The organism is Chryseobacterium gleum, assembly GCF_900636535.1.
Classification (GTDB): Bacteria; Bacteroidota; Bacteroidia; order Flavobacteriales; family Weeksellaceae; genus Chryseobacterium; species Chryseobacterium gleum.
Map to the genome: position 1 here is coordinate 5126811 of NZ_LR134289.1, position 23247 is coordinate 5150057.

19 protein-coding genes, 1 tRNA gene and 1 pseudogene are annotated in these 23247 nt (G+C 34.8%); 17 read left to right on the plus strand and 4 right to left on the minus strand.

The features are described from left to right. Positions 1–2: 2 nt before the first annotated feature. The 16 genes and pseudogenes from EL165_RS23620 (at position 3) to EL165_RS23695 (ending at position 16129) form a co-directional block, all read left to right on the plus strand. Positions 3–971, plus strand: coding sequence for an SDR family oxidoreductase (locus EL165_RS23620; protein ID WP_002981072.1), 969 nt, complete (start codon positions 3–5; stop codon positions 969–971). 23 nt (positions 972–994) lie between these two features. Continuing rightward, entirely contained in the window at positions 995–2287 is a 1293-nt protein-coding gene (locus EL165_RS23625; RefSeq protein ID WP_041461888.1) for a nucleotide sugar dehydrogenase, read from the plus strand. A 21-nt stretch (positions 2288–2308) separates the two neighbouring features. After that, positions 2309–3427: a non-hydrolyzing UDP-N-acetylglucosamine 2-epimerase gene (gene wecB, locus EL165_RS23630; RefSeq protein ID WP_002981070.1), complete on the plus strand. Its 1119-nt coding sequence runs from the start codon at positions 2309–2311 to the stop codon at positions 3425–3427. Further along, the gene (locus EL165_RS23635) at positions 3428–4738 is read left to right on the plus strand and encodes a lipopolysaccharide biosynthesis protein (RefSeq protein WP_002981069.1); all 1311 of its coding nucleotides are present in this window, start codon (positions 3428–3430) and stop codon (positions 4736–4738) included. It abuts the gene before it with no gap. Then, positions 4729–5280 carry an acyltransferase gene (locus EL165_RS23640; protein WP_002981068.1) on the plus strand — a complete coding sequence of 184 codons (552 nt, stop codon included), beginning with the start codon at positions 4729–4731 and terminating at the stop codon, positions 5278–5280. Before EL165_RS23635 ends, EL165_RS23640 begins: the two co-directional genes overlap by 10 nt. Beyond that, positions 5280–6362, plus strand: a complete 1083-nt coding sequence (locus EL165_RS23645; RefSeq protein ID WP_002981067.1) for a polysaccharide pyruvyl transferase family protein — start codon at positions 5280–5282, stop codon at positions 6360–6362. The genes EL165_RS23640 and EL165_RS23645 overlap by 1 nt, the downstream gene beginning before the upstream one ends. Next, the gene (locus tag EL165_RS23650; protein WP_002981066.1) at positions 6352–7434 is read left to right on the plus strand and encodes a glycosyltransferase family protein; all 1083 of its coding nucleotides are present in this window, start codon (positions 6352–6354) and stop codon (positions 7432–7434) included. The genes EL165_RS23645 and EL165_RS23650 overlap by 11 nt, the downstream gene beginning before the upstream one ends. Before the next feature lie 10 nt (positions 7435–7444). Continuing rightward, positions 7445–8530, plus strand: a complete 1086-nt coding sequence (locus EL165_RS23655; protein WP_002981065.1) for an EpsG family protein — start codon at positions 7445–7447, stop codon at positions 8528–8530. Further along, complete coding sequence (locus EL165_RS23660; RefSeq protein WP_002981064.1) at positions 8530–9333, plus strand: glycosyltransferase family 2 protein; 804 nt, start codon at positions 8530–8532, stop codon at positions 9331–9333. The genes EL165_RS23655 and EL165_RS23660 overlap by 1 nt, the downstream gene beginning before the upstream one ends. After that, entirely contained in the window at positions 9334–10713 is a 1380-nt protein-coding gene (locus EL165_RS23665) for a phenylacetate--CoA ligase family protein (RefSeq protein WP_002981063.1), read from the plus strand. It abuts the gene before it with no gap. Next, a complete protein-coding gene (locus EL165_RS23670) occupies positions 10710–11846 on the plus strand; it encodes a glycoside hydrolase family protein (protein WP_002981062.1) in 1137 nt (378 codons plus the stop codon). Before EL165_RS23665 ends, EL165_RS23670 begins: the two co-directional genes overlap by 4 nt. 452 nt (positions 11847–12298) lie before the next feature. Continuing rightward, a complete protein-coding gene (locus EL165_RS23675) occupies positions 12299–13399 on the plus strand; it encodes a glycosyltransferase family 4 protein (RefSeq protein WP_002981061.1) in 1101 nt (366 codons plus the stop codon). Next, positions 13392–13997 (plus strand): sugar transferase, encoded by a 606-nt coding sequence (locus EL165_RS23680; protein ID WP_002981060.1) that lies wholly within the window; start codon positions 13392–13394, stop codon positions 13995–13997. Before EL165_RS23675 ends, EL165_RS23680 begins: the two co-directional genes overlap by 8 nt. Before the next feature lie 18 nt (positions 13998–14015). After that, positions 14016–14618: an acetyltransferase gene (locus EL165_RS23685; protein WP_002981059.1), complete on the plus strand. Its 603-nt coding sequence runs from the start codon at positions 14016–14018 to the stop codon at positions 14616–14618. A gap of 3 nt (positions 14619–14621) precedes the next feature. Further along, positions 14622–15783, plus strand: a pseudogene (locus EL165_RS23690) (DegT/DnrJ/EryC1/StrS family aminotransferase). A gap of 272 nt (positions 15784–16055) precedes the next feature. Beyond that, a tRNA-Asp gene (locus EL165_RS23695) sits at positions 16056–16129 on the plus strand. A 60-nt stretch (positions 16130–16189) separates the two neighbouring features. On the opposite strand, the gene EL165_RS23700 is transcribed toward EL165_RS23695, so the two are convergent. The 3 genes from EL165_RS23700 to EL165_RS23710 all read right to left on the minus strand — a co-directional run bounded on the left by EL165_RS23700 (position 16190) and on the right by EL165_RS23710 (position 21418). Beyond that, positions 16190–17371 carry a phosphatidylinositol-specific phospholipase C domain-containing protein gene (locus EL165_RS23700; protein ID WP_002981056.1) on the minus strand — a complete coding sequence of 394 codons (1182 nt, stop codon included), beginning with the start codon at positions 17369–17371 and terminating at the stop codon, positions 16190–16192. 18 nt (positions 17372–17389) lie between these two features. Continuing rightward, positions 17390–20236, minus strand: coding sequence for a TonB-dependent receptor (locus EL165_RS23705; RefSeq protein ID WP_002981055.1), 2847 nt, complete (start codon positions 20234–20236; stop codon positions 17390–17392). Between the two features lie 135 nt (positions 20237–20371). Continuing rightward, positions 20372–21418, minus strand: coding sequence for an AraC family transcriptional regulator (locus EL165_RS23710; protein ID WP_041461544.1), 1047 nt, complete (start codon positions 21416–21418; stop codon positions 20372–20374). Positions 21419–21680: 262 nt separating this feature from the next. On the opposite strand from EL165_RS23710, the gene EL165_RS23715 reads away from it, so the two are divergent. Beyond that, positions 21681–22724: a L,D-transpeptidase gene (locus EL165_RS23715; RefSeq protein WP_126358704.1), complete on the plus strand. Its 1044-nt coding sequence runs from the start codon at positions 21681–21683 to the stop codon at positions 22722–22724. Here the strand turns inward: EL165_RS23715 and EL165_RS23720 are convergent. Beyond that, a complete protein-coding gene (locus EL165_RS23720) occupies positions 22717–23244 on the minus strand; it encodes a hypothetical protein (RefSeq protein ID WP_002981052.1) in 528 nt (175 codons plus the stop codon). The genes EL165_RS23715 and EL165_RS23720 overlap by 8 nt on opposite strands. Positions 23245–23247 lie beyond the last annotated feature (3 nt).

Here is a 23247-nt window from a genome sequence, read left to right on the forward strand (position 1 = left end):
AAATGAATAAAATTTTAATTACAGGTGGAGCAGGCTTTATTGGCTCTAACTTAACGGAGTACTTTTTAAACAAAGGCTATTATGTGGTGTGCTTAGATAATTTTGCAACAGGGCACCGTCATAATATTGAACCTTTCCTTGAAAATCCGAACTATAAACTCATTGAAGGGGATATCCGTGATTTGGAAGTTTGTAAGGAGGCTGTAAAAAATGTGGATTATATTCTGCACCAGGCAGCACTAGGTTCAGTTCCAAGATCTATTAAGGACCCAATCACAAGTAATGATGTAAATGTATCAGGATTTCTGAACATGCTGGTTGCAGCCCGTGATGCTAATGTAAAACGTTTTGTATATGCTGCATCATCTTCTACTTACGGAGATTCTGAATCATTACCTAAAGTAGAGGATGTGATAGGAAGGCCATTATCGCCTTATGCTATCACTAAATATGTCAATGAATTATATGCTGACGTATTTGGAAAAACTTACGGAATAAAATGTATTGGCTTAAGATATTTTAATGTATTTGGTCGCAGACAGGATCCGAATGGAGCTTATGCCGCTGTAATTCCTTTGTTTGTAAAACAGTTAATCAATCATGAATCTCCTACGATAAACGGGACAGGGGATTATTCACGTGACTTTACCTACATTGATAATGTTATTCAGATGAATGAACTTGCGATGCTTACTGAAAATCCTGAAGCAATAAATACCGTTTATAATACAGCAGTAGGAGACCGTACTACATTGAATGATCTTGTGGGGTATCTTAAAAAGTATTTAAGTGAATTCGATGAGAAAATTGGTGATGTGGAAGTTGTTCATGGTCCGAACCGCGTAGGAGATATTCCTCACTCTTTGGCATCTGTTGAAAAAGCAGAAAAATTATTAGGTTATAAGCCAAGCCATACGATAGAAAAAGGATTAAAAGAAGCTATCAGCTGGTATTGGGAAAATTTAAAATAAAAACAAGTTTAAATCGATTCTTTGTGGAAAAACAATATAAAATTGCCGTTATCGGATTAGGATATGTAGGTCTGCCTTTAGCAAGATTATTTGCAACAAAATATCCGGTTGTAGGTTTCGATATCAATCAGAAAAGGATTGAAGAATTAAATACAGGTACTGACAGTACTCTGGAAGTAGAAAACGACGTACTGAAAGCGGTTTTAAAACACCAAAGCCCTTTTAATCAGAGCGGAGAGAAGGGATTGTACTGTTCAGCAGACATTAATGATATTAAGGATGCCAATATCTATATCGTTACAGTTCCTACCCCTGTTGATAAGCATAACCGTCCGGATCTTACTCCTTTATACAAATCTTCAGAAACTGTAGGTAAGGTACTATCCAAAGGAGACATTGTTATCTATGAATCTACGGTATATCCGGGAGCTACAGAAGAAGAATGTATTCCTGTTCTGGAAAAAGTTTCAGGATTCAAATTCAATCAGGATTTCTATGCAGGATATTCACCGGAAAGAATCAATCCGGGAGATAAGGAGCATACGGTAGAGAAAATTCTTAAAGTTACCTCAGGTTCAACACCGGAAATCGGAAAAATAGTAGATACTTTATATAAGTCTGTAATTGTAGCCGGAACTCACCTGGCTCCAACGATCAAAATTGCAGAAGCAGCTAAAGTAATTGAAAATTCACAGAGAGATATCAATATTGCTTTTGTGAATGAGCTGGCTAAAATTTTCAATCTCTTAGAAATTGATACCCATGCGGTATTGGAGGCGGCAGGAACCAAATGGAACTTTTTACCATTCAAACCGGGATTGGTAGGAGGTCATTGTATTGGAGTAGATCCATATTACCTGGCCCAGAAAGCTCAGGAGAACGGATATCATCCGGAGATTATATTAGCTGGACGCCGTCTTAATGACTCTATGGGACAATATGTGGCTTCACAGCTTGTAAAAACGATGATCAAAAAGAAGATATCAATTAATGGTGCCAAAATATTGAACTTAGGAATAACATTTAAAGAAAATTGTCCGGATGTACGTAATACAAAAGCTGTAGATGTTATTCAGGCTCTTGAAGATTATTCTTTACATGTTACTACCTTTGATCCATGGGCTAAACCTGAAGAAGTGAAGCATGAGTACAATCTTTCGGTGGTCAATGAAATTCCGGAAGAGAAATTTGATGCAATTATTCTTACGGTTGCCCACAAAGAATTTATGGGAGTAAATTTGAATAATTACCTGAATGAAGGAGGAATTATTTATGATGTGAAGGGAGTACTGGAAGAATGTGATTCCAGACTGTAACTATTTAATTTGCTTAAAATTATGAAGAAAAAACATCTTATTGTTTTTGGGACAAGACCTGAAGCTATAAAAATGGCTCCTCTGGTAAAGGAATTTCAAAAAGAAGAATCATTTGAGACTAAAGTTTGCGTTACAGCTCAGCATAGAGAGATGTTGGATCAGGTTTTAAGTTTTTTTGATATCAAGCCGGATTACGATTTAAATCTAATGAAACCAGGTCAGAATTTATATAATCTGACCGCTGATATTATTACGGGAATGAAATCTGTTTTGGAAGATTTTAATCCGGACTATGTATATGTACATGGAGATACTACAACCACAATGGCAACCAGTATTGCAAGTTTTTACTCCGGTGCGAAAGTATGTCATGTAGAAGCGGGATTAAGGACTCATGATAAAAGATCTCCATTTCCGGAAGAAATTAACAGACAGGTGGCGGGACGTATTGCGGATTTTCATTTTGCTCCTACAGAACAGTCAAAGCAGAACTTATTGGCTGAGAACACCAGGGAAGAAGATATTTTGATTACAGGAAATACTGTTATAGATGCATTATTCTTTAGTTCTGCAAAAGTAGAGCATATTGACAATGCAGAAATAGAAAAACTTAAAACCAGTATAGACTTATCAAAAAAAATAATACTGGTGACAGGGCACAGAAGGGAGAATCATGGACAAGGATTTATCAATATTTGTGAAGCTTTAAAAGAAATAGCTGTCACAAATCCTGAAATTCAGATTATCTACCCTGTACATCTGAATCCGAATGTAAAAGGACCAGTATATGAAATTTTATCTGATGTTAAAAATGTAATACTGGTAGAGCCTCTTGCATATCCAGCTTTTGTATGGCTCATGAATCAGTCTTATATGATCATTACCGATTCCGGAGGCATTCAGGAGGAAGCTCCAAGTCTTGGAAAACCGGTACTCGTAATGCGTGATACTACAGAAAGACCTGAAGCAGTGAATGCAGGTACAGTCATTCTGGTGGGTACGGATAAAAATAAAATAGTTTCAGAAGCACAAAGTTTATTAAATGATCAGGTACGTTACCAGTCCATGAGAGAATTGCATAATCCTTATGGAGACGGAACTGCATGTGAGCGCATTGTAAATTTTATAAAAAGTAAATAAATGAATATATCTTCTCTGGTCAAAAAGAAGATGTTTAAAGAAACTTTAACATATTCCATAGGAAGCTTTGGATCAAAGATTCTTTCATTTTTATTAGTCCCTTTTTATACCTATTTTCTCACTAAAAAAGAACTGGGAGAATATGACTTATTACTCACAACAATAAGTCTTTTTGCACCATTGGTATCCTTACAGATCTCTGATGCAACCTACAGATGGCTAATTGATAAAGAATATATCAGTGAGACCGAGAAAGCAAAAATTATGACCAATTCTATCATAACTCTATGTATAGGATATCTTATTTTTTGTCTTGGCTTTTCTGTTTATATCTTTTTTAATAGTTTTCAGTATCAGGGATATTTCATAGTACTGATTTTTCTTAACTGCCTGCTGCCTTTACTGCAGAGTATTTTAAGAGGACAGGGCGATACAAGACAATTTGCAATCAACGGGATTTTAACAACTTTTTTAATTGTTGTTTTTAATGTCATTTTCATTTACCTGCTAAAATTAAATGTTGAAGGAGTATTCATTGCCAATATTTTGGCATATACTGTTGCATGTATTCTGATTTTATATAAAGTAAGGATCATTCAATATTTTAAATTTAAATACTGGGATCCTAAGCTAATAAAATCAATGGCATCCTATTCTCTGCCTTTGATTCCTAACTTAATGAGCTGGTGGGCTATATCTTCTGCCAGTAAATTTATTATATTGCATTATATGGGACCTGAAGGAAACGGATTGTATGCGGTAGCCAGTCGATTTCCGGCTTTACTGCTGGTGATTAATTCTGTTTTACTGTTACCGTTGCAGGATCGGATTTTGAAAGAACAGGATGATGTTACGTTTAACCGATTATTGGGAAAGTTTATTGTATTTGAAATGGCTTTGGCCTTCATTCTTGGCATTTTATCTCCTCTTATGACCAAAATACTGGTTTCAAAAGAATATTTTGACACATGGCAATACATGCCTTATTTATACTTGGGAGTAGGATTTAATGCCATTGCAGGTTTTCTGGGATTAAAATATCAGAAAGAAAAAAATACTTTAAAAATTACGTTAACTACACTGCTTGGTGCTGTGGTATCTATTGTACTAAGTATTATTCTTATACAATATATAGGGCTGCAAGGTATTTCAATTTCCTTTTTACTGGGATTTCTGGTTGTCTTATTAGTACGATACATTGATATATACAAAAAAGACGTTTTTAATTTTAAGTTTTTTATCATCATAGCGTTGCCGATGGTTTCTTACTTAAGTATTTTACTCATTAAAAAAGCTATCTTATGTTTTTAATTGGAAAATTAAATAGAATTCTCAGTCAGATCAAGTTTAATAAAACCAAAAAAAGATTAAAACATTTTGGTGAGCTGAATGATATAAACCCCAATATAAGATTATTATATCCTGAAAGGATTTCAATTGGTTCCTATGTTTATATTGGCCCTAATGCGGATATAAACGGACTTGGAGAAGTTGAAATAAATAATGGAGTAATTATTGGTCCTAATCTTATCATTCATTCTGCGAATCATAAGTTCAGAGATTCTAAATTCATTCCTTACGATGAAACTTTTGAATTCAAGAAAGTCAAGATTGAAGAAAATGTCTGGATTGGTGGAAATGTAATTATTACCCCTGGAAGTCAGATTGGAGAAGGATGTATCATTGGTGCCGGATGTGTGGTTTCTGGAAAGATACCTCCACTTTCAATTGTGGTAGGAAATCCTTGCCAGGTTATTAAAACAAGAGATGCTGAACATTATTACAGATTAAAATCTGAAGATGCCATTTATTTAAAAAATAAACTGTTAAAAAATATCAAGCCAAAAATATAATGAATATATCAATAAAAGGAGCTTATGGTGATAGTAATTTTGGCGATGATTTATTAATGATCGTATTTGAGGATTTTATCAAAGCCAATATCAAAAATACATCACTGAACTTTATAGGAGCTGAAAATAATTATGTTTCAAAATTTTTAAACGGATCTTCATATAATAATAATCAGAAAGATGATGTATTGGTGTATGGTGGTGGTACTCAATTTTTTTCTTTTATAGAAAAGTCTACGCTTGCAACCAAAATAAAGAATAATATTTCTAAAAATCCGGTTAAAATATTAAAAAAGGTATTTCATAAAATCAGTTCTGCTGATAATGTAGCAGTACCCGGCTTTAAAAAAGCTTTTCTGGGTTTCGGTTTAGGACCCTTCAATAACAATGCACAGGCGATAGAATTTGCAAAGAACCAGTTAAAAGGATCTTTGTTTATAGGAGTTAGAGATCAGGTTTCTTATAATTACTGTAACGACTGGAATATTGAATCGTTCTTAGGAGCTGATGTGGTTTTTTCATCCTATTTCTACAAACATATTCAAAATGTATCAAAGTCTGGAGATACCAATAAAATAGGAATTATTGTGAGAGACTGGGACTGGAAAAACAGTCCGGCTGATTATCAGGAGCAATTGATCCAATTTGTTAATTCCAATCCGCATCTGGATGTTACATTTATTGTATTTGCAAAAGATAAAGATCCGAAATGGATCAAAAGAATACAGAACTATAAAAGCATAGTCTGGCATCCCGAAACAATGCAGATCATTGATTTTATAGAAATTTTAAACTCATTTTCTACATTTATTACAGCCCGCTACCATGGAGCAATCATTGCCGGGTTGCTGGGGAAAAAGGTTATCTGTGTTGAAATAGAGCCTAAATTAAGAATTCTGACAGAGCAAATTCCTTCATTTGCTTTGTGGGATAATCATTTCGATATCGGAAAGCTTAATCACTTACTCAATTCAGAGTTAGAAAACAATCATGAGAAGTCTATTTCAGATCTGAGATCAAAAGCAGACGATATGCTGAATCAATTTGTAAAAAAATATAACAGTACATTTAATGGAGAATAAAGAAATTGTAATTGTTCATAAAACCTGCGTTTCAGATTACCCTCCTTTACTGGCTTTTATAAAATATCTGAATAAAAATGGTTATAAAATACATCTTGTTTTAGGTTTTGAGAAAGGAAACCTAATAGATGAGCTGAACCGTCTTTGTCATAAAGTTCATTTAACCGAAATAAAACCATCATCCAATAAGATTTCATATTGGTTTAAAATCAGAACAACCTTTTGGAAAATTATATATGAAAACAGGTATCAGGATAAACTGATCTGGATTCCGGCTGCAGATACTACACTGGCTTTAGGTAAAAAGTTATTGTCACTGAATTATGTGCTTAATTTATATGAGCTGTTCGATTATGCACCAAGGTATATAAAAGGCCTTGAAAAATTTGCAAAAAATGCGAAGCTGGTCATCTGTTCAAATTTAGACAGAGCAAATATACTTCGCGTTTGGTGGAAGTTGAATAAGACGCCGGAGGTTATTCTGAATAAGCCCTATTCAGAACTGTCTGAAAGAAATCTCCCTTTGACGGATGAATTATCTAAGCTTTTAGAACCCGTAAAAGAAAAAAAGAAAATTATTTATCAGGGAGTTATTTTTCCTGAAAGAGAATTGGAAGGAATATGTCGTTATATCAATCAGTCAGAAGATTTTGCATTGATTATAATGGGTAAGGAAACAGAATATTTGAAAAAGCTGCAGGCCATCTGTCCTTCCATCATCCATATTCCGTTTGTTGCACCTCCATATCATTTGCATGTAACCAGCCATGCAGATATAGGTATATTAACCTATGATCATTCTTCATTGAATAATATATTTTGTGCACCCAACAAATTATGGGAGTTTTCTAACTTTGCCATGCCTATGATTGGAAATGATATTCCAGGGCTTATTAATACTATTGTTGCCAATAGAATGGGAGAATGTATTGATTTCCAGAGGGAAGATAAAGTAGCTGAAACCCTGCAGAGTATTCTTGAAAACTATACAGAATATTCCAGAAATGCAAAATCATTTTATACCAGCTATAATTATGATCTTGAATTAGACCGTATCATGCAGAATTTGTAGAAAGAGAGAAATGGATCCTATTATAAATGCATTTGACCTAAGATTTACACTTGTTTACATGAGTGTAGCATTTTTTGCTGTCATTCTGATTAATGAATATGTATACAGGAAGAAAAATTCTGATGATGTTCAGAATTTTTTACTGTTATTTTATGCATTGGTAATGATCCTATTGATAGGAATACGAGATAAAAAAGTAGGCTCAGATTCAGAAAGGTCCCTAATCTATTTTACAGGAGCTAAAGTTGTAAGATCTCTAAGCGAACTTAAAGATATAGGAACTTACTTTATTTCATTATTTGCCCGTAAAATTAGTGACAACTATAAAGTGTTTTTTACTTTAAATGCAGCTTTATATGTAACACCTATTATTATAGGGATACGGAACTTAACACAAAAAAACAGATTTCTTATTTTCTTTATTGTGGTGAGTATGTTCTTCTTTAAAACAATGGGTATTAATACAACAAGACAGGGAATTGCTTTCTCTTTCTTTTTTCTGGCAGTTACCTATTTTGATAAGAAAAAATGGTTATCCATCATCTTCTTTATTGTTGCATTTTTCAACCATGCTTCCATTATTATCCCTATTATGGTTTTCATTTTGTCTACCAGGATTAATAATCTGAAAGTTATATTTTTTATTTATGTAGCAGCTACGGCACTGTCATTAGTGAATTTTAACCTTAGCGAACTTTTAGGCAAGATCCCTGTGATCAATATTTTAGTACAAGAAAGATTAGATCAGTATTATTCCAAAGGAGCTAAGGTGGCTTACAAAACCGGCTTTAGGGTGAACTTCTTTGTATTCAATACAATATTTGCAGTGATTGGATACTATACGCTTAAAAGCATTGAAAGTATTGAAGAATATTTAAAGTATAAAAGATTTTATGTAACGTACATGCTCACTTCTGCTTTTTTCTTTCTTATGTTTTCCGCAGCTTTTAGTGACCGTTTCGGTTTCTTGTCATGGATATTCATTCCTTTTCTGATGTATCCATATACCCAAACTAACAAAAAAATTGGAGTTGTTAATTTGTTTGGCGTGTTTTTTATCTGTTTTTTCCTGTTTTTAATGTTTAATTTAAAATAATGATATCAGTAGTAATCCCTTTGTATAACAAAGAAAAATATATTAAGGAAACGATCCGCAAAGTACTGAACCAGACGTATCAGAATTTTGAAATCATTATTGTTAATGATGGAAGTAAAGATAAAGGTCCGGAAATAGTCAATGAAATTGATGATTCCAGAGTGAAATTGTTTAATAAAGAGAATGGAGGCGTTTCTTCAGCCCGTAATGTAGGGATTGAAAAATCTCAATTTGAATATATAGCTTTTTTGGATGCTGATGATGAATGGTTACCCAATCATTTAGAGGAAATTCATAAACTGATAACCAAATATAAAAGTAGTGCTGATGTCTTTGTCACGAATTTTGCAAGAAAGTATTCGGAAGAAAAAATTGTTGATAATAGAAAGCAGGATGAACTTAAAGAAGGAATTGTTAAAGATTATTTCAAAGTGATTCTCAAAAAAGGATTAATCCATACTTCTTGTGTTTGTGTAAGTAAAAAAGCTTTATTAAAAGCAAAATTATTTGATGAAAGGATTTCCAGAGGAGAGGATATGGATCTGTGGGGCAGATTAGCCAGAGAATATGGAATTGCTTATTCACCGGTAATTACGGAATTATATCTGCAGGAGGCTGAGAACAATAGTAGAGGAAAATCTGATATTACTAAATCTATTGTCTACCATTTGGATTTTTCCAATGTAACATCTTCGGATGAGAAAAAATATTTGAAAAATTTACTTTATAGGAAATATGCTTCATTGTTGAAAAATATTGATTTTGCAAGCTTTATTAAGTTAATGATTAAACAGGGTTTTTAAATGAAAGAGAAAATATATAAAATATTGCCTGACTTCCTTCAGAACTTTATGGTCTATATCTATAACAGACAGGCCTATAAAAGAAGATATGGCGGTGAGTATAAAAATTTCAGAAAGGAGAAAAAAGATAACCGCACATTATCATTGGAAGAGCTTAAAGAATATCAGAGAAAGAGATATTCACAGTTTATCAAATTTGTAATTAAAAATTCAGAGTATTATAAAAAGTCGATTGGTAATATTGAGAATGTAGAATCAATTGATAATATTTCAAGTTTACCAATCGTTAATAAAGAAATACTTCGTAATAATATTGATTCCATAACGGTAAAAACATCTGAGAAATTAGAAAAATCCAAAACAGGAGGTACTACAGGAAAATCACTGGAAGTAAAGTTCTTTTTTAGAGACAGTCAGGAAAGATTTGCTTTTTTAGATGATTTCAGATCGAGATTCGGGTATGAACTGGGGAAAAAAACCGCATGGTTTTCTGGTAAAAATCTGTTGACAGCCAGGGACGTGAAGAAAAATGTATTTTGGAAAACAGATTTTATACACCATGTTCGTTATTATTCCACATTTCATATCAAAGATGATTATCTTAAATATTATGTAGAAGATTTAATTCTTTTCGGCCCTGAGTTTTTAGTAGGATTTCCATCTACTATATTGGAAATAGCCAAATACGGTATAGCCAATGGATATGATTTTCCTGAAAATAAAGTTAAAGCAATTTTCCCGACAGCAGAAACCATTACTGAAGAAACAAGATATTATATCGAGAAATTTTTTAAAGCAAAACTTTATAATCAGTATGCTTCTTCCGAAGGAGCACCTTTCATCATTGAATGCGAAAAAGGAAATCTTCATTTAGAACTGCAAACAGGTGTTTTTGAAGTTTTAGATGAAAACAATCAGCCGGCACAGTCGGGAAGGTTAGTGGTTACTTCATTTACCACGGCCGCTACTCCGTTGGTAAGATATGATATCGGTGACTCTATAACACTTGAAGACGCAGATAAAAAATGCAGTTGTGGTAATAATAATCCTTTGGTAAAAGAAATTTTGGGAAGAATTGATGATTTTATCTATTCAGTTGAAAATGGTAAAATTAATCTTGGGAATGTTTCCAATACTTTAAAAGATACAAAAGGAATTATCAGATTTCAGGCAGTACAGAATAAATTAGATGAACTTGAGCTATATGTTGTTGTTGATCAGGAAATCTATTCAAAGCAGATTGAAAAAGTATTCCTTACAAACTGGAGAGACAGAGTGGGAGATGTTATGAAAATACAGCTCAATTATGTAAATGAAATTCCCGTAGAGGGCAGTGGTAAATATAGAATAGTAAAAAATAATATAAAAGGTCTATTATGAAAACTCTAAAATCATTTTTAATACTAGGGTTGTCAACATTTTCTACAATCTGTTGTTCTCAGCGAAAAGACAAAGTGGCGGTTGATAATTCATTAATAGTAAATCAGAAAATTACTGTTCAAACCAATGATTTTTTTAAAATCGAAACAGTACTTCCAAAAGGTTATGTAAAAGATGGATCGGTAGATTATACGGCCTATATCCAAAAAGCTATTGATGGTAATAGTAAAGTGATGATGCCCGACTTTCCATTAATGACAAGTGGGATTTTTGCACAATCAAACTCACAAATATATTTTCAAAAAAATTCTTCTTTGATTTTAAAACCTACAGCTGATGTCAGATATCAGATTATAAGTTTACACGCAGTTGAAAATGTTAAAATTTATAACCCTACTTTAATAGGAGATCGTGACAGGCATTTAGGTTCGAAAGGAGAATGGGGATTTGGTATTGATATAAGAGGTTCCAGAAATATAGAAATTTATAATGCTAATATCTCTGATTGCTGGGGAGATGGTATTGTTTTGGTAAAAACTATGAGAAATATGAGATCGGGTGTTGCCAAAGAAAATATATTTCCAACAGAAAATATTAATATTATAGGAGGATTTATTAATAATGTAAGAAGAAATGGAATAACAATTGCTGGAGGTAAGGATATAATTATAAAAAATTTATTAATTGCAAATATTAATGGAACAAATCCTATGGCAGGTATTGATATTGAACCTGATGATAGTTCCAATATATTGGAAAATATTAATATTGAAAATGTTAAGATAAATAATGTAAATGTAGGTATAGACCTGAACTTGCCACAATATGGTAATCAGAATATATCAAAATCTGTTACTATTTCCTGTAAAGATATTTCGGTTGAAAATGCCAATTCCGGAATTTATATAGCGGGATACAAGGATAAACCTAATATCAAGGAAATGACAGGTTATTTTAAAGTTGATAATTTTGTTACAAATAATGTGACAAGACCTTTTGAAAAAAGAGACCAGTTTGGATTATATCCTACCATTCAAATGAACAATTATAAATTTAACATTAATAACAAAATTGATACTTCTACACAGTCACTTTTAAAAAATGTTAAAGATAACAGTAAATTAAAATATTAATAACCGTTGATTAATTTAAAATCAAATGAATAATTGTTATTAAGTATTCAACATTTATAAATAGCTGGCAAAAGTCTGACAACAAAAATTCGTATGTTACTGCCACAAAAAAGCTATTAAACTCAAAAAACACATTGATATCGGAAAATTTATATTTTCCAGAATTGAAATTAACTAGACAATGTTGATCCATATATAATTCGGCATGAATAAATATAGATTAACATTGTTAAAATGAATTGCTTTATATTATTTAAAATCACAAATTTGTGATTTTAAATAATATAAGTAAGAAATTAATAATACACAAATTATTTATGAAAAAAATATTAGTTAGTTCTGGATTTATAGAAATAAAACAATAAAATATAAAAGAGTTGAAAGCTAAATTGATACGGATTACAACAGTGCCACTTTCCTTAAAGGTCCTATTAAAGGGGCAGCATCGATTTATGTCAGAACACTTTGATGTAATAGGTGTTTCATCACCTGGTAAGGAACTGGAAGAGGTTAAAAATGATGAAGGAATAGAGATAAGAGCAATTGATATGTCCCGCAAGATTACTCCCATTAAAGATATAAAATCTCTATGGAATACCTATAAGCTTTTAAAAAAAGAAAAACCACAGATTGTTCATACCCATACACCTAAAGCTGGTATTGTTGGGATGCTGGCTGCGAGAATGGCAGGGGTTCCTCATAGATTGCATACTGTAGCGGGTTTACCACTGATGGAAGTAAAAGGTGTAAAACGCCAGGTACTGGACTTTGTTGAAAAATTAACATATGCTTCTGCCACTAAAATATATCCAAACTCAAAAGGGTTGTCTGATTATATCATTCAACACAAATATACAGATAAGTATAAGCTGAGAGTAATTGGAAATGGCTCCTCAAACGGAATTGATACTTCATTCTTTTCCCCTCTACAAGTTTCAGAAGATCAGAAGATGCTACTGAAAAAAGAATTAAAAATAGAAGACTCGGATTTTGTTTTTGTCTTTGTAGGACGTTTGGTAGGAGATAAGGGAATTAATGAACTGATAAAAGCTTTTTCAGCTTTCAATAAAAACGAAAACGAGCAGCATTCAAAATTATTACTGGTAGGTCCATTGGAACAGGACTTGGATCCATTATCTCCGGATACATTAAAAGAAATTGAAACTAACCGGGATATCATCTCTGTAGGATTTCAAAAAGATGTGCGCCCTTATTTTGCGATTTCCGATGCATTGGTCTTTCCTAGTTATCGCGAAGGATTCCCTAATGTAGTCATGCAGGCCGGAGCAATGGAATTGCCCAGTATTGTTTCTGATATCAACGGATGCAATGAAATTATTATAGAAAACCAGAATGGAGTAATTATTCCGGTAAAAGATAGTGAAAGGCTTCAAAAAGAAATGGAAAAAATGATCTCGGACAGAGATTATTATGAAGCATTAAAAAAGAATGCCCGCCCGATGATTGAAGATAGGTTTGAGCAATCTGTGATCTGGAATGCTATATTAACTGAATACAACAAATTGATTAAAGAAAGAGAATATCGTGTATAAGTTTTTTTTAAAACGACTTTTTGATTTTTTGATAGCGTTAATAGCGCTTATTATACTGGCCCCCGTATTTATAATTGTAATGGTCTTATTGTACTTTGCCAATCAGGGTAAACCGTTTTTTGTTCAGGCAAGACCGGGATTAAACGAGAAGATATTCAATATCATTAAGTTTAAGACTATGAATGATAAAAAAGACACAAATGGGAATTATTTGCCGGATGCGGAACGTTTAACGCCTGTGGGAAGTTTCATACGGAAAACTTCCCTGGATGAGCTTCCGCAATTGATTAATGTATTGAAAGGAGATATGGCGATTATAGGACCACGCCCTTTGTTGCCACAATATCTGTCTTTATATAACGAAACTCAGAGACGCAGGCATACGGTACGTCCCGGGATTACAGGTTGGGCACAGGTGAACGGAAGAAATGCAATTTCGTGGACAAAGAAATTTGAGCTGGACGTATGGTACGTAGATAATCTGTCTTTGGCGGTAGATTGTAAGGTAATCCTTCTTACTATAAAAAAAGTCATAATAAGAGAAGGAATAAACCAGGTAGATCAAGCTACAGTAGAAGCTTTTAAAGGAAATAATTAATTAAAACGTAGACAAAGCATGTATTTATACGGAGCAAGTGGTCATGGTAAGGTTGTGGCTGAAGTGGCTGAAGAGAGCGGTTATAATATTGAGGCTTTTATTGATGAAAATTTAATGAAAGAGAAAGTATTAAACTATCCTGTTCTTAACGAAATTCCGCCACATGACATTGATGTCGTTATTTCTATAGGAAACAATAAGGTTCGGAAAAGAATAGTTGAGCAGGGAGAGCTGTTCAATTATGTTACGCTTTTTCATCCTAAAGCAATTGTATCCAAAAGAGTAAAGATAGGGGAAGGAACTATTGTGATGCCAGGTGCTACTATTAATGCATTAGTAAGAATAGGAAAACACTGTATCATTAATACAAATGCTTCAATTGATCATGATTGTACCCTTGAAGATTTTGTACACATATCTCCAAATGCGGCATTGGGAGGTAATGTATATGTAGGGGAAGGAACCCACATAGGAATCGGAGCAAGTGTAATACAGGGAATTACAATCGGGAAATGGTGCACTATTGGTGCCGGTGCAGTTATTATCAGTGATATACCGGATGGTTGTACTGTTGTAGGCAATCCAGGGAAAATAATAAAAAGTAGAAGTTTAAAAATTTAGATTATGAAATCAAGAGTATGGTTGTCCTCCCCCCATATGGGAGGAAATGAATTAAAGTATATTAATGAAGCGTTTGACGCCAATTGGATAGCGCCTTTAGGACCAAATGTTGATGGCTTTGAAAAGGATTTGGAAAAATTCTTAAATGAAAAAGTTAAAGTTGCTGCACTTTCCTCAGGAACTGCTGCATTACATTTGGCTTTAGTGGAGTGCAATGTTGGTTATGGTGAATGAAGTAATATGTCAGTCTATGACATTCTCAGCTTCTGCCAATCCTATTGTTTATTTAGGAGCTACGCCCGTTTTTATAGATTCTGAAAAAGATACCTGGAACATGTGTCCTGTAGCTTTGAAGGAGGCTATTGATGATAGAATTGCAAAAGGTAAAAAACCAAAAGCTATTATTGTTGTCAATCTATATGGTATGCCGGCAAAAATGGATGAAATTTTATCAATTGCCAGAGAATATAACATTCCCTTAATTGAGGATGCTGCAGAATCATTAGGTTCTCAATATAAAGGAAAGGCATGTGGTACTTTTGGGCACTTTGGTATTTTATCATTTAATGGTAATAAAATAATTACGACATCAGGAGGTGGAGCTCTAGTATGCCATTCTCAGGAAGATAAGGATAAAATTGTATTCCTTTCTACACAGGCCAGGGATGAAGCTCCACATTATCAGCATTCGCATATCGGATATAACTATAGAATGAGTAATATCAGTGCTGGTATTGGACGTGGGCAAATGGAAGTATTGAAAGAAAGAGTAGAGGGGCGCAGAAAAATGCACGATTTTTACTCTGAAGTTTGTAAAAAAATAGAAGGAGTTGAATTACTTTCGGAGCCAAACTCTGATTTTTACAGTAATCATTGGTTATCTGTTATTACAATAGACGGAGCAAAAACATCAAAATCCCGCGAAGATTTACGTTTGGCATTTCTGGAAGACAATATCGAATCCAGACCTATCTGGAAGCCGATGCATTTGCAGCCTGTATTTGAAGAAGCACCATACTATGGAGGAAAAGTAGCCGAAACTCTTTTCGAAAATAGCTTGTGTCTGCCTTCAGGATCTAATTTATCTGATGAGGAAAGAGAAAGAATTGAAAAAGTTATGATAGAGGTATTTCCCAGTAAGAAAGAATATTCAGTTTTAGGATAATAACAAAAAAATATCCTTAATAGTACTAAGAAACTTATCATCTTAGAATGAAAAGTAACAAGAATGTTGATTTTGTGTGTGTTTTTATAATCGGCTTTCTTGATTTCTAAGTGAAATTTGGTAAAAGGGTATTTAATAGCAGTTATATCTTAAATTTTTATCTTTGAAAATCTGTATTTTACAGATAGTTTTGAAAGAAAAGAAATCGGTTTCTTTGGAAAATTTAAAAAAATCTATATATTTGCGCCAGTTAAAAACATTAATTTTTAATTGATCCGGTAGTTCAGCTGGTTAGAATGCCGCCCTGTCACGGCGGAGGTCGCGGGTTCGAGTCCCGTCCGGATCGCGAAAAGTCTTCTAGAAATAGAAGACTTTTTTTGTCATAAGAAATTTGTCAGAATATTGATTATCTGCAGGAAGAATTTAAAGGATTATTAAAATAATCTTTTCCCTGAGGAGGTTGTACAAAATAAGGGGTACCATAGGTATTGCCCGCTCGGAAAAAATCGGTGGAAATGACTTGAGCTCCACTGCTGAAAGCTGCTTTGGACCTTGTGAAATCATTAGTTTTAGCTTCGTAGGTTTCAATATCGGATCTTGTTCTTACCATATAACCTTGCTTTACCAAAGCCTGTATTTCTTTTTGTCTCACAATAGCATTATCTCTTAATATGAACCCTGCAAAAGAATCATCCGGTTCACTGTTAAGGAACATAATTCTTTCCTTTAATGAGCCATCAATCAGATAAGGATTATTTTTGGAAGAAAGGGTTCCGGCGCTTCCGGGAAGTAGCATAAAAATGAATTTTCCCTTACTGTCATTAAGCTTTGGCCAGTTGTTGTGGGTAACAGCTTCTTTCAGTGTTTTGAAATTACCCTGCACTTCCTTTGGAGTGATAATCTTATCCTCTCCCAGATATTTTACAATCTCTTCATCCAGTTCATCATAAGCTTTTTTATCAAATGGAAGAACTTTTGTACTGTTTTCAAGAATTGGGAAACCGGAGTCTTTGGCTTCAATCATCATAAAAACGGGTGTGTGTCCCGGATGCTGGTCAGACCATGTTTTAAGAGCAATAAGGGCATCTTTTAAAGTAGGGTAGTGTGTCCTGAAGTCTATATCTGCCATATGCAGTACTTTGAATCCAGGCTGATCAAGGCCTTTGGTATTCAATGGGGCCAGATCATTTACTTCTTTAGCTTTTAAAATCTCATAGGTTGCAGGATGGCTGAATCTGTTACCTTCCGGATCATAATAAACATCTATTTCCAAACCTCTCAGATTGGCATTGAGCTGCTCTGTGAAATCGGGATGATTATAATTTAGCCCTTCTTTCAAATCCATTCCGTAGGGATGATATTCTTTAAACTTGGCCTTTTGTTCCTCAGACATCATACTGCTGTATTTCTGCATCATCCCTTTGATAATTGGAGTCACCAGTTCCAGTACTCTGGGATCGGCTGGCTGGGCATATGAATTATGCGTTCCTAAAATCTGCAGCTGGTTGATTCTTACATTCTGGCATTTATCCTGTGCCTGTATAAGTGCTGTCATACACAATGCAGCTCCATATATATACTTTTTCATATGAATAAAAATTTTTGATTAAAAATTGAAATTGAAACCCAGCTGTCCGCGTATTCCTGAGTAAGAAATATTTTCTACGCGGTCCTTAGTGCCCATATAATAGCGGTTGGGTTCATTGAAGATATTATTAAGCTCAATAAAAAGACGGACTTTCTTTGTAAGGCTATAAGAGGTGGAAAGATCTACCGTAAAGTTTTTATCAAAATACTGATAATGGTCTGCGCCTGCAGCCGCCCTGATTTCACTTACATAGTTTCCTTTATAATTTCCGGCTATACGGATCATCAGCTTACTCGTTTCATAGAAGAGAATGGTATTGAAAATATGCTTCGCCTGATTAGGGATAGTGGTCGTCATGGTTCCTGTCTGCTGTCCGTTTTCATAGACTGGCATATTCATTTTGGAAGAGATGTATGTATAATTTCCTTCAAAGCCAATATTTTTCAGGAAACCGGGCAGATTTTCAAAACGTTTGGATATCCCGAATTCAAAACCAAAAAGCTTTGCTCCTTCAAGGTTTTTAGGGGCCGTGAATGTATAGGTTCTTCCTGCAAGATCTACCACAGACTGGTCTTTATAGATAAGATTGGTGATATCCTTATAAAATACCCCGGCCGTTATCAGATCCAGTTTTCCGAAATAATTCTCAAACATAAGATCAAAATTATTTGAAAATGTAGGATCAAGTTTGGTATTTCCCTGGGTGATGGTATTGGTAATATCATTCACAATAGTTCCGGGATTCAGATCATTGAAATCAGGTCTTGCAAAAGATCGGGTATAAGCCACTCTCAGAATGCGGTCACTGCTGATATTCCATTTCATATTTACCATTGGCAGGACTACATTGTAAGTTTTTGTGTCTTTAATATCTTCCGTTTTATTGTTTTTATCAGAAACTACTTTTTTGCCCCAGAAGGTAACATCATTATATTCATTTCTGAATCCTCCCAATACCTGGATCTGATCGGAAATTTTCCAGGTTCCCATCAGGTAAGCTGCCCATACGTTTTCAGTACCTTTGTAGGAGCTGGTAATATTGGAGTTGCTTTCCTTGCTGCTCACCTGCATCAATCCTAAACTGTTTTGTGTGGCAGGATTGTACATCTGGTCAATCTGTCCGTTTGTAATCTGATCAATGATAACAGCATTATAAGGATTGCCTAAAGGATTCATGAAACCACCTTTATAAGGAAAATTTTCACGCTCAAGCTGATTCAGATAAGTGACCGGAGCCCCGGGAATTCCCAGTGATGATTTAGGCATCCAGACAAGCAGGGAACTGTTTACAATTTTATTTTTGTTGTTATATTTTGTTCCGAATTTTAGCTCAAAATTGTTGGTAATTTTATATTTAATATCAACCTGCCCTCTGAGATCCGTTTCACTGTTGCGGTTCTGGCTCAGGATAATCTGGTTAAGTCTGAGCTTATCTGCTGAGACAGCCTGCTGGTTATAAGGCAGGGTATATTTTCCGGTATCCCCAATACCATCCGGCGCATCCATTGCCATATACTTTCTTCCGTCAGCAGATAAATTTCCATAGGTCATTGGCTGTATGAAATTCACCATAGGATATCCTCTTTCATAAGGATCAAGATTGTCAGGAGAATTAAATTTAAACTCCGAACGCGCCTTAGACAATGACCAATCCACCTGCATACGCTGTCCCACCTGGTGATTACCCCCCAGCTGCATAGAATATAAATCAGTAAGATAATCTGCATGGCGGGCCTGAAGCAGCACATTTTTACTGTCAAAATTGAAATAGGTTTCCCTTACCGACTGGCCGTCTTTATATTGACTGTATAGACCTTTTGCATATAATTTATTCCTGCTGTCTATCTCATAATCCAATCCTAAATTGAACCCTAAAGTTCTACGGTTCGCCAGATAATCACGAAGCTGAAACTGGTTAATAGAATAAGAAGCCGTTTTATCTTTCAGCCCATAGTTGTAGATATTTCTCATCTGATCTATAGCTGTAGAACGTTCCCAGATTACTGCTGAGGTAATGAATTTCAGCTTATCAGTAATTTTATTTCCATAGACGATGGAAGTATTGTAGGTGGGGGATTTGGACATGTTGACGTAGCCCGAGGCCATACTGATGGCAAGGGTTTCTTTGTTGGGTGAGGTTTTCGTGATAAAATCCACATTTCCGCCAATGGCATCGCCGTCAAGGTCCGGAGTAAGAGCCTTAGACAGACGTACATTCTGAATAAGTTCCGAAGGAAAGATATCCATCTGAACACCGCGATTGGCATTATCACCGCTGGCACTTGGCATTCTGTTTCCATTCAGGGTAGAAGCAGTCCATTGTATAGGTGTACCCCTTACTGCTACAAAGCGTCCTTCACCCATATCTCTTTCAATAGATACTCCCTGCATCCGCTGTACAGCATCCGCAGCATTACGGTCTGGCAGTTTCCCTATGGCATCGGCAGAAAGTACTTCTGTAATGGTGTTGGAATTTTTTTTCATGGTAATCGCCCTGGCCTGTGATGCTTTGTATACACTGGTGACAACTACCTCCTGAAGGTTGTTTTCTTTAAATTTAGCTCCGAATTTAATCAATCCGAGGTTCACTTCCTTTTTATCCGTTACGGTGAAAGGAATATAAACACTGTCATACCCTTTATATTCTATAACAAGCTTATAACTGCCGTCATAAACATTATTAAGAACAAAGGAACCATCAGTATCGGAAGTAACCTTCTGTCCGCTGTTTTCAATATAAACCAGGGCATTGGGAAGATTTCCCTGGCTGTCTACTACTGTCCCGTGGACGGTAGTTTGTGTAAAGGCCAAAGGCCCAAGAAGAAAAAATGCTGCTTTTGTTAAAAAAAATCTTTCTCGTGACATCCTTATAAAGTTTGATGCAAAGATGTCGGCTCCTGCAAAAGTTTTAGTTCATTTAAATTTTATTCAACTATTTCTCTTGAGTTCGAGGTGAAATGTATTGTAAACCAGTGAGTTGCTAATATTAAATAATTGTAACTAATGAACAAGCTGAGAAGGCAGGCAGTCAAACTCCATTTTAAAATATTTATAAAAGGTAGATTTTGACTTAAAACCACATTGAAACGCAAGATCTGTTACGCTGGCTGAAGGATCCTCCTGTAAGATTTTCTTAAAGTGCTGAATACGGTGTCTGTTGGTGTATTCGTGAAAATTGGAATGAAGGTGCTTATTAAAGGTGATGCTTAAATCTGCCTTGCTTATTTTCAGACGGCCGGAAAGCTGGTCTAAAGTAAACTCCTCATCCAGATAATCATGACTCTCCTGATAGAAGGAAATAATGGCATTTTGTACCACTTTAAAATCTATTTTTGAAAGGTCTTTATACTGATAGGTTTCTCTGGGAACAGAAAGACTGGTTGTATTTTGCTGCTGCAGCTTGTGCTGGTACGTTACAATATAAACGTACAAAATCCATCCGAACTGAAAAAGAAACAGAAGGCTGTAGATTTTCTGATAGATCAAAGTATTCCAGCCCAGTTTGTAAACTGCCCAGAACACCAGTACGCCCAGCAATACATAACCAACCAGATAACGAAAATTACCTGCTGCAGGATGAGTAATATTTTTCCGGTATTTTGTCAGTAAATAAATACACAAAATAAGACTGGCAAGCCAGTAGTAACTGTAGTAAACAAAATAAGATTTATAGGAACTGATGGCCAGGTCAGCCCAGGAAAGACCAAGCATCTTTGCAGAGATCGCAATAGCATGATGAATAACTACCAGCGTTAACGGAACAATGAGGTACTTGAGTTTATCTCTCCATTTTGCATGAATTAAATAGGTTGTGATATATAGGAAAATAAGGCCTTTGAAAACACGGAGACTTCCAGGAATTTCATACAGAACAGATTCATAGCCAAACCTTTGAATAATGAAATATTCATATCCCATATCCAATGTAACCACTCCAATATAAAGAAGCAGCATATTTAGCACAGACTCCCTGTTTCTGATAAGGGACATAAGCAGGGTAAGAGTAATAAGTGCCTGTAGTACAACTACCATAATGATGTATAACATGATAACTGATATTTTACCAAAATTATAGATAATATGAGGATAAGATCTTTAACAAATTATTAAATATCAGGTCAGAAGGAGAGTAGTTACTAAGAGGGAGCATTATAATAGGTAAGTACTAGAGAACAAAAAAGATGAATAATATTCTATCAAATGTCTGAAATCACCGTTTTTTTACGGTATTTTTAACAATCTCTTTTATGATTCAATTTTAGGTCTGATATTTGTACTGGGTAGCCAAACTAAACGGCCGATTTTATTTATGAAAAACATATCTGTGAAAAAATCCTTTCTTTATGCATGTTTATTCGCTGTTTCTCTTGTTTCATGTAAAAAAGAAATAGAAAAAATAAGCGATACTTTTAAAGATACAGTTTCTGCTTCGGACGCAATGGAGGCAGAAAAAGATTCTGTAAAGAAAGACTCTGTTCCTGTTGTAAAGAAAGAATCTGTTCCTCCTGTAATGCAGGAAAATGGTTTCTATAATGCCTTTGTTCTTCCAAAAGATAAAAAAATGCGGGATTCTGTATATGCAGAATTCAGCAAGAAATATAGTGTAGAAGAACGAACCGCTATTTTAGCTTTAAACAGATTGGATTCTAAAAGCAAATGGAATGCTGACACTTTGGTAGTTCCTGCAAAAATAGATACAACCCTTATGGCGTATTCACCATTTCCTATGCAGCTTGATGTATTAAGCGGGGTGAAAAAGTTTGTCATCTTCTCATATCCTATACAGGCTTTTGCAGTTTATTCCAACGGAAGCCTTGTAAAATGGGGACCTACCAGTATGGGAAAAAAAACCGCTCAGACTACAAGAGGACTTACTTTTGCCAACTGGAAAAAGAAGCTGGCTATTTCTACAGTGAGCACCGAGTGGAAACTTCCCTATAACTTCAATATTCATAATATCGGAGGAATCGGATGGCATGAATATACCCTTCCCGGATATCCTGCTTCGCATTCATGCTTACGATTATTGAGGAAAGATGCCCAATGGCTGTATTCTTATGCAGATACCTGGATTCTGAATCCTGGCGGAGCGACTACCAAAGCAAAAGGTACCGCAGTAATGGTATTCGGAGATTATAAATGGGGCGGAAGAAAGCCATGGAGAAATCTGCTGGATGACCCTAATGCCAATAATATATCTGTTGAAGAACTTACTAAATTACTGGAACCTGAAGTTCCGAAAATGCTGAAAGAACAAAGCAACAGAGAAAAAGTTGTAGATTCTATCAAAGCAGCAAAAGCAATGACGGTACCAATTCAGAATGAAAAACCTGTAGAGTCCCAGTCTAATTAATTTTCTTTTCAAACTGTAAAGTAGATTCTTCAGCAAACCTTCGAAGCTTAAGCATTTCTTCTTTGCCTTTATGCTGCCCGAATCTCGCAGCAATATAAGTAAGAAGAATAAAAAACAACATAACAAAAGAAGCGCTCAATGCCCACGGGTATTCGGCGCTTTTTATTTGTTTCTCCACGTAATACATTGTGAAAAAAGTCATCCAGAAAATAGAAAAAGAAAAATACAGGAACATAAAGAATGTCCACACCGCAGAACTGGGACCGAATATTCCCCGTATTACGGTATGCTCATCCTCAATTTCTACACGTAAGGCAAGCCGTGGTTTCCAATAGCTGTCATCCTTTGTTGTAACCCAAATGGTGGCAACTTCTTTATTGATATTACCGGAAAATTCATCTTTATGCTCTTCCATATATTTTTTCAGATTTTCAGCATACTCTTCCTTGGTAAGGTGAGTAAACATTTTAAATCTTGGCCTGGTTCTTATTCTGTCTAAGGTAGTTTCTTCAGTTTTCATACT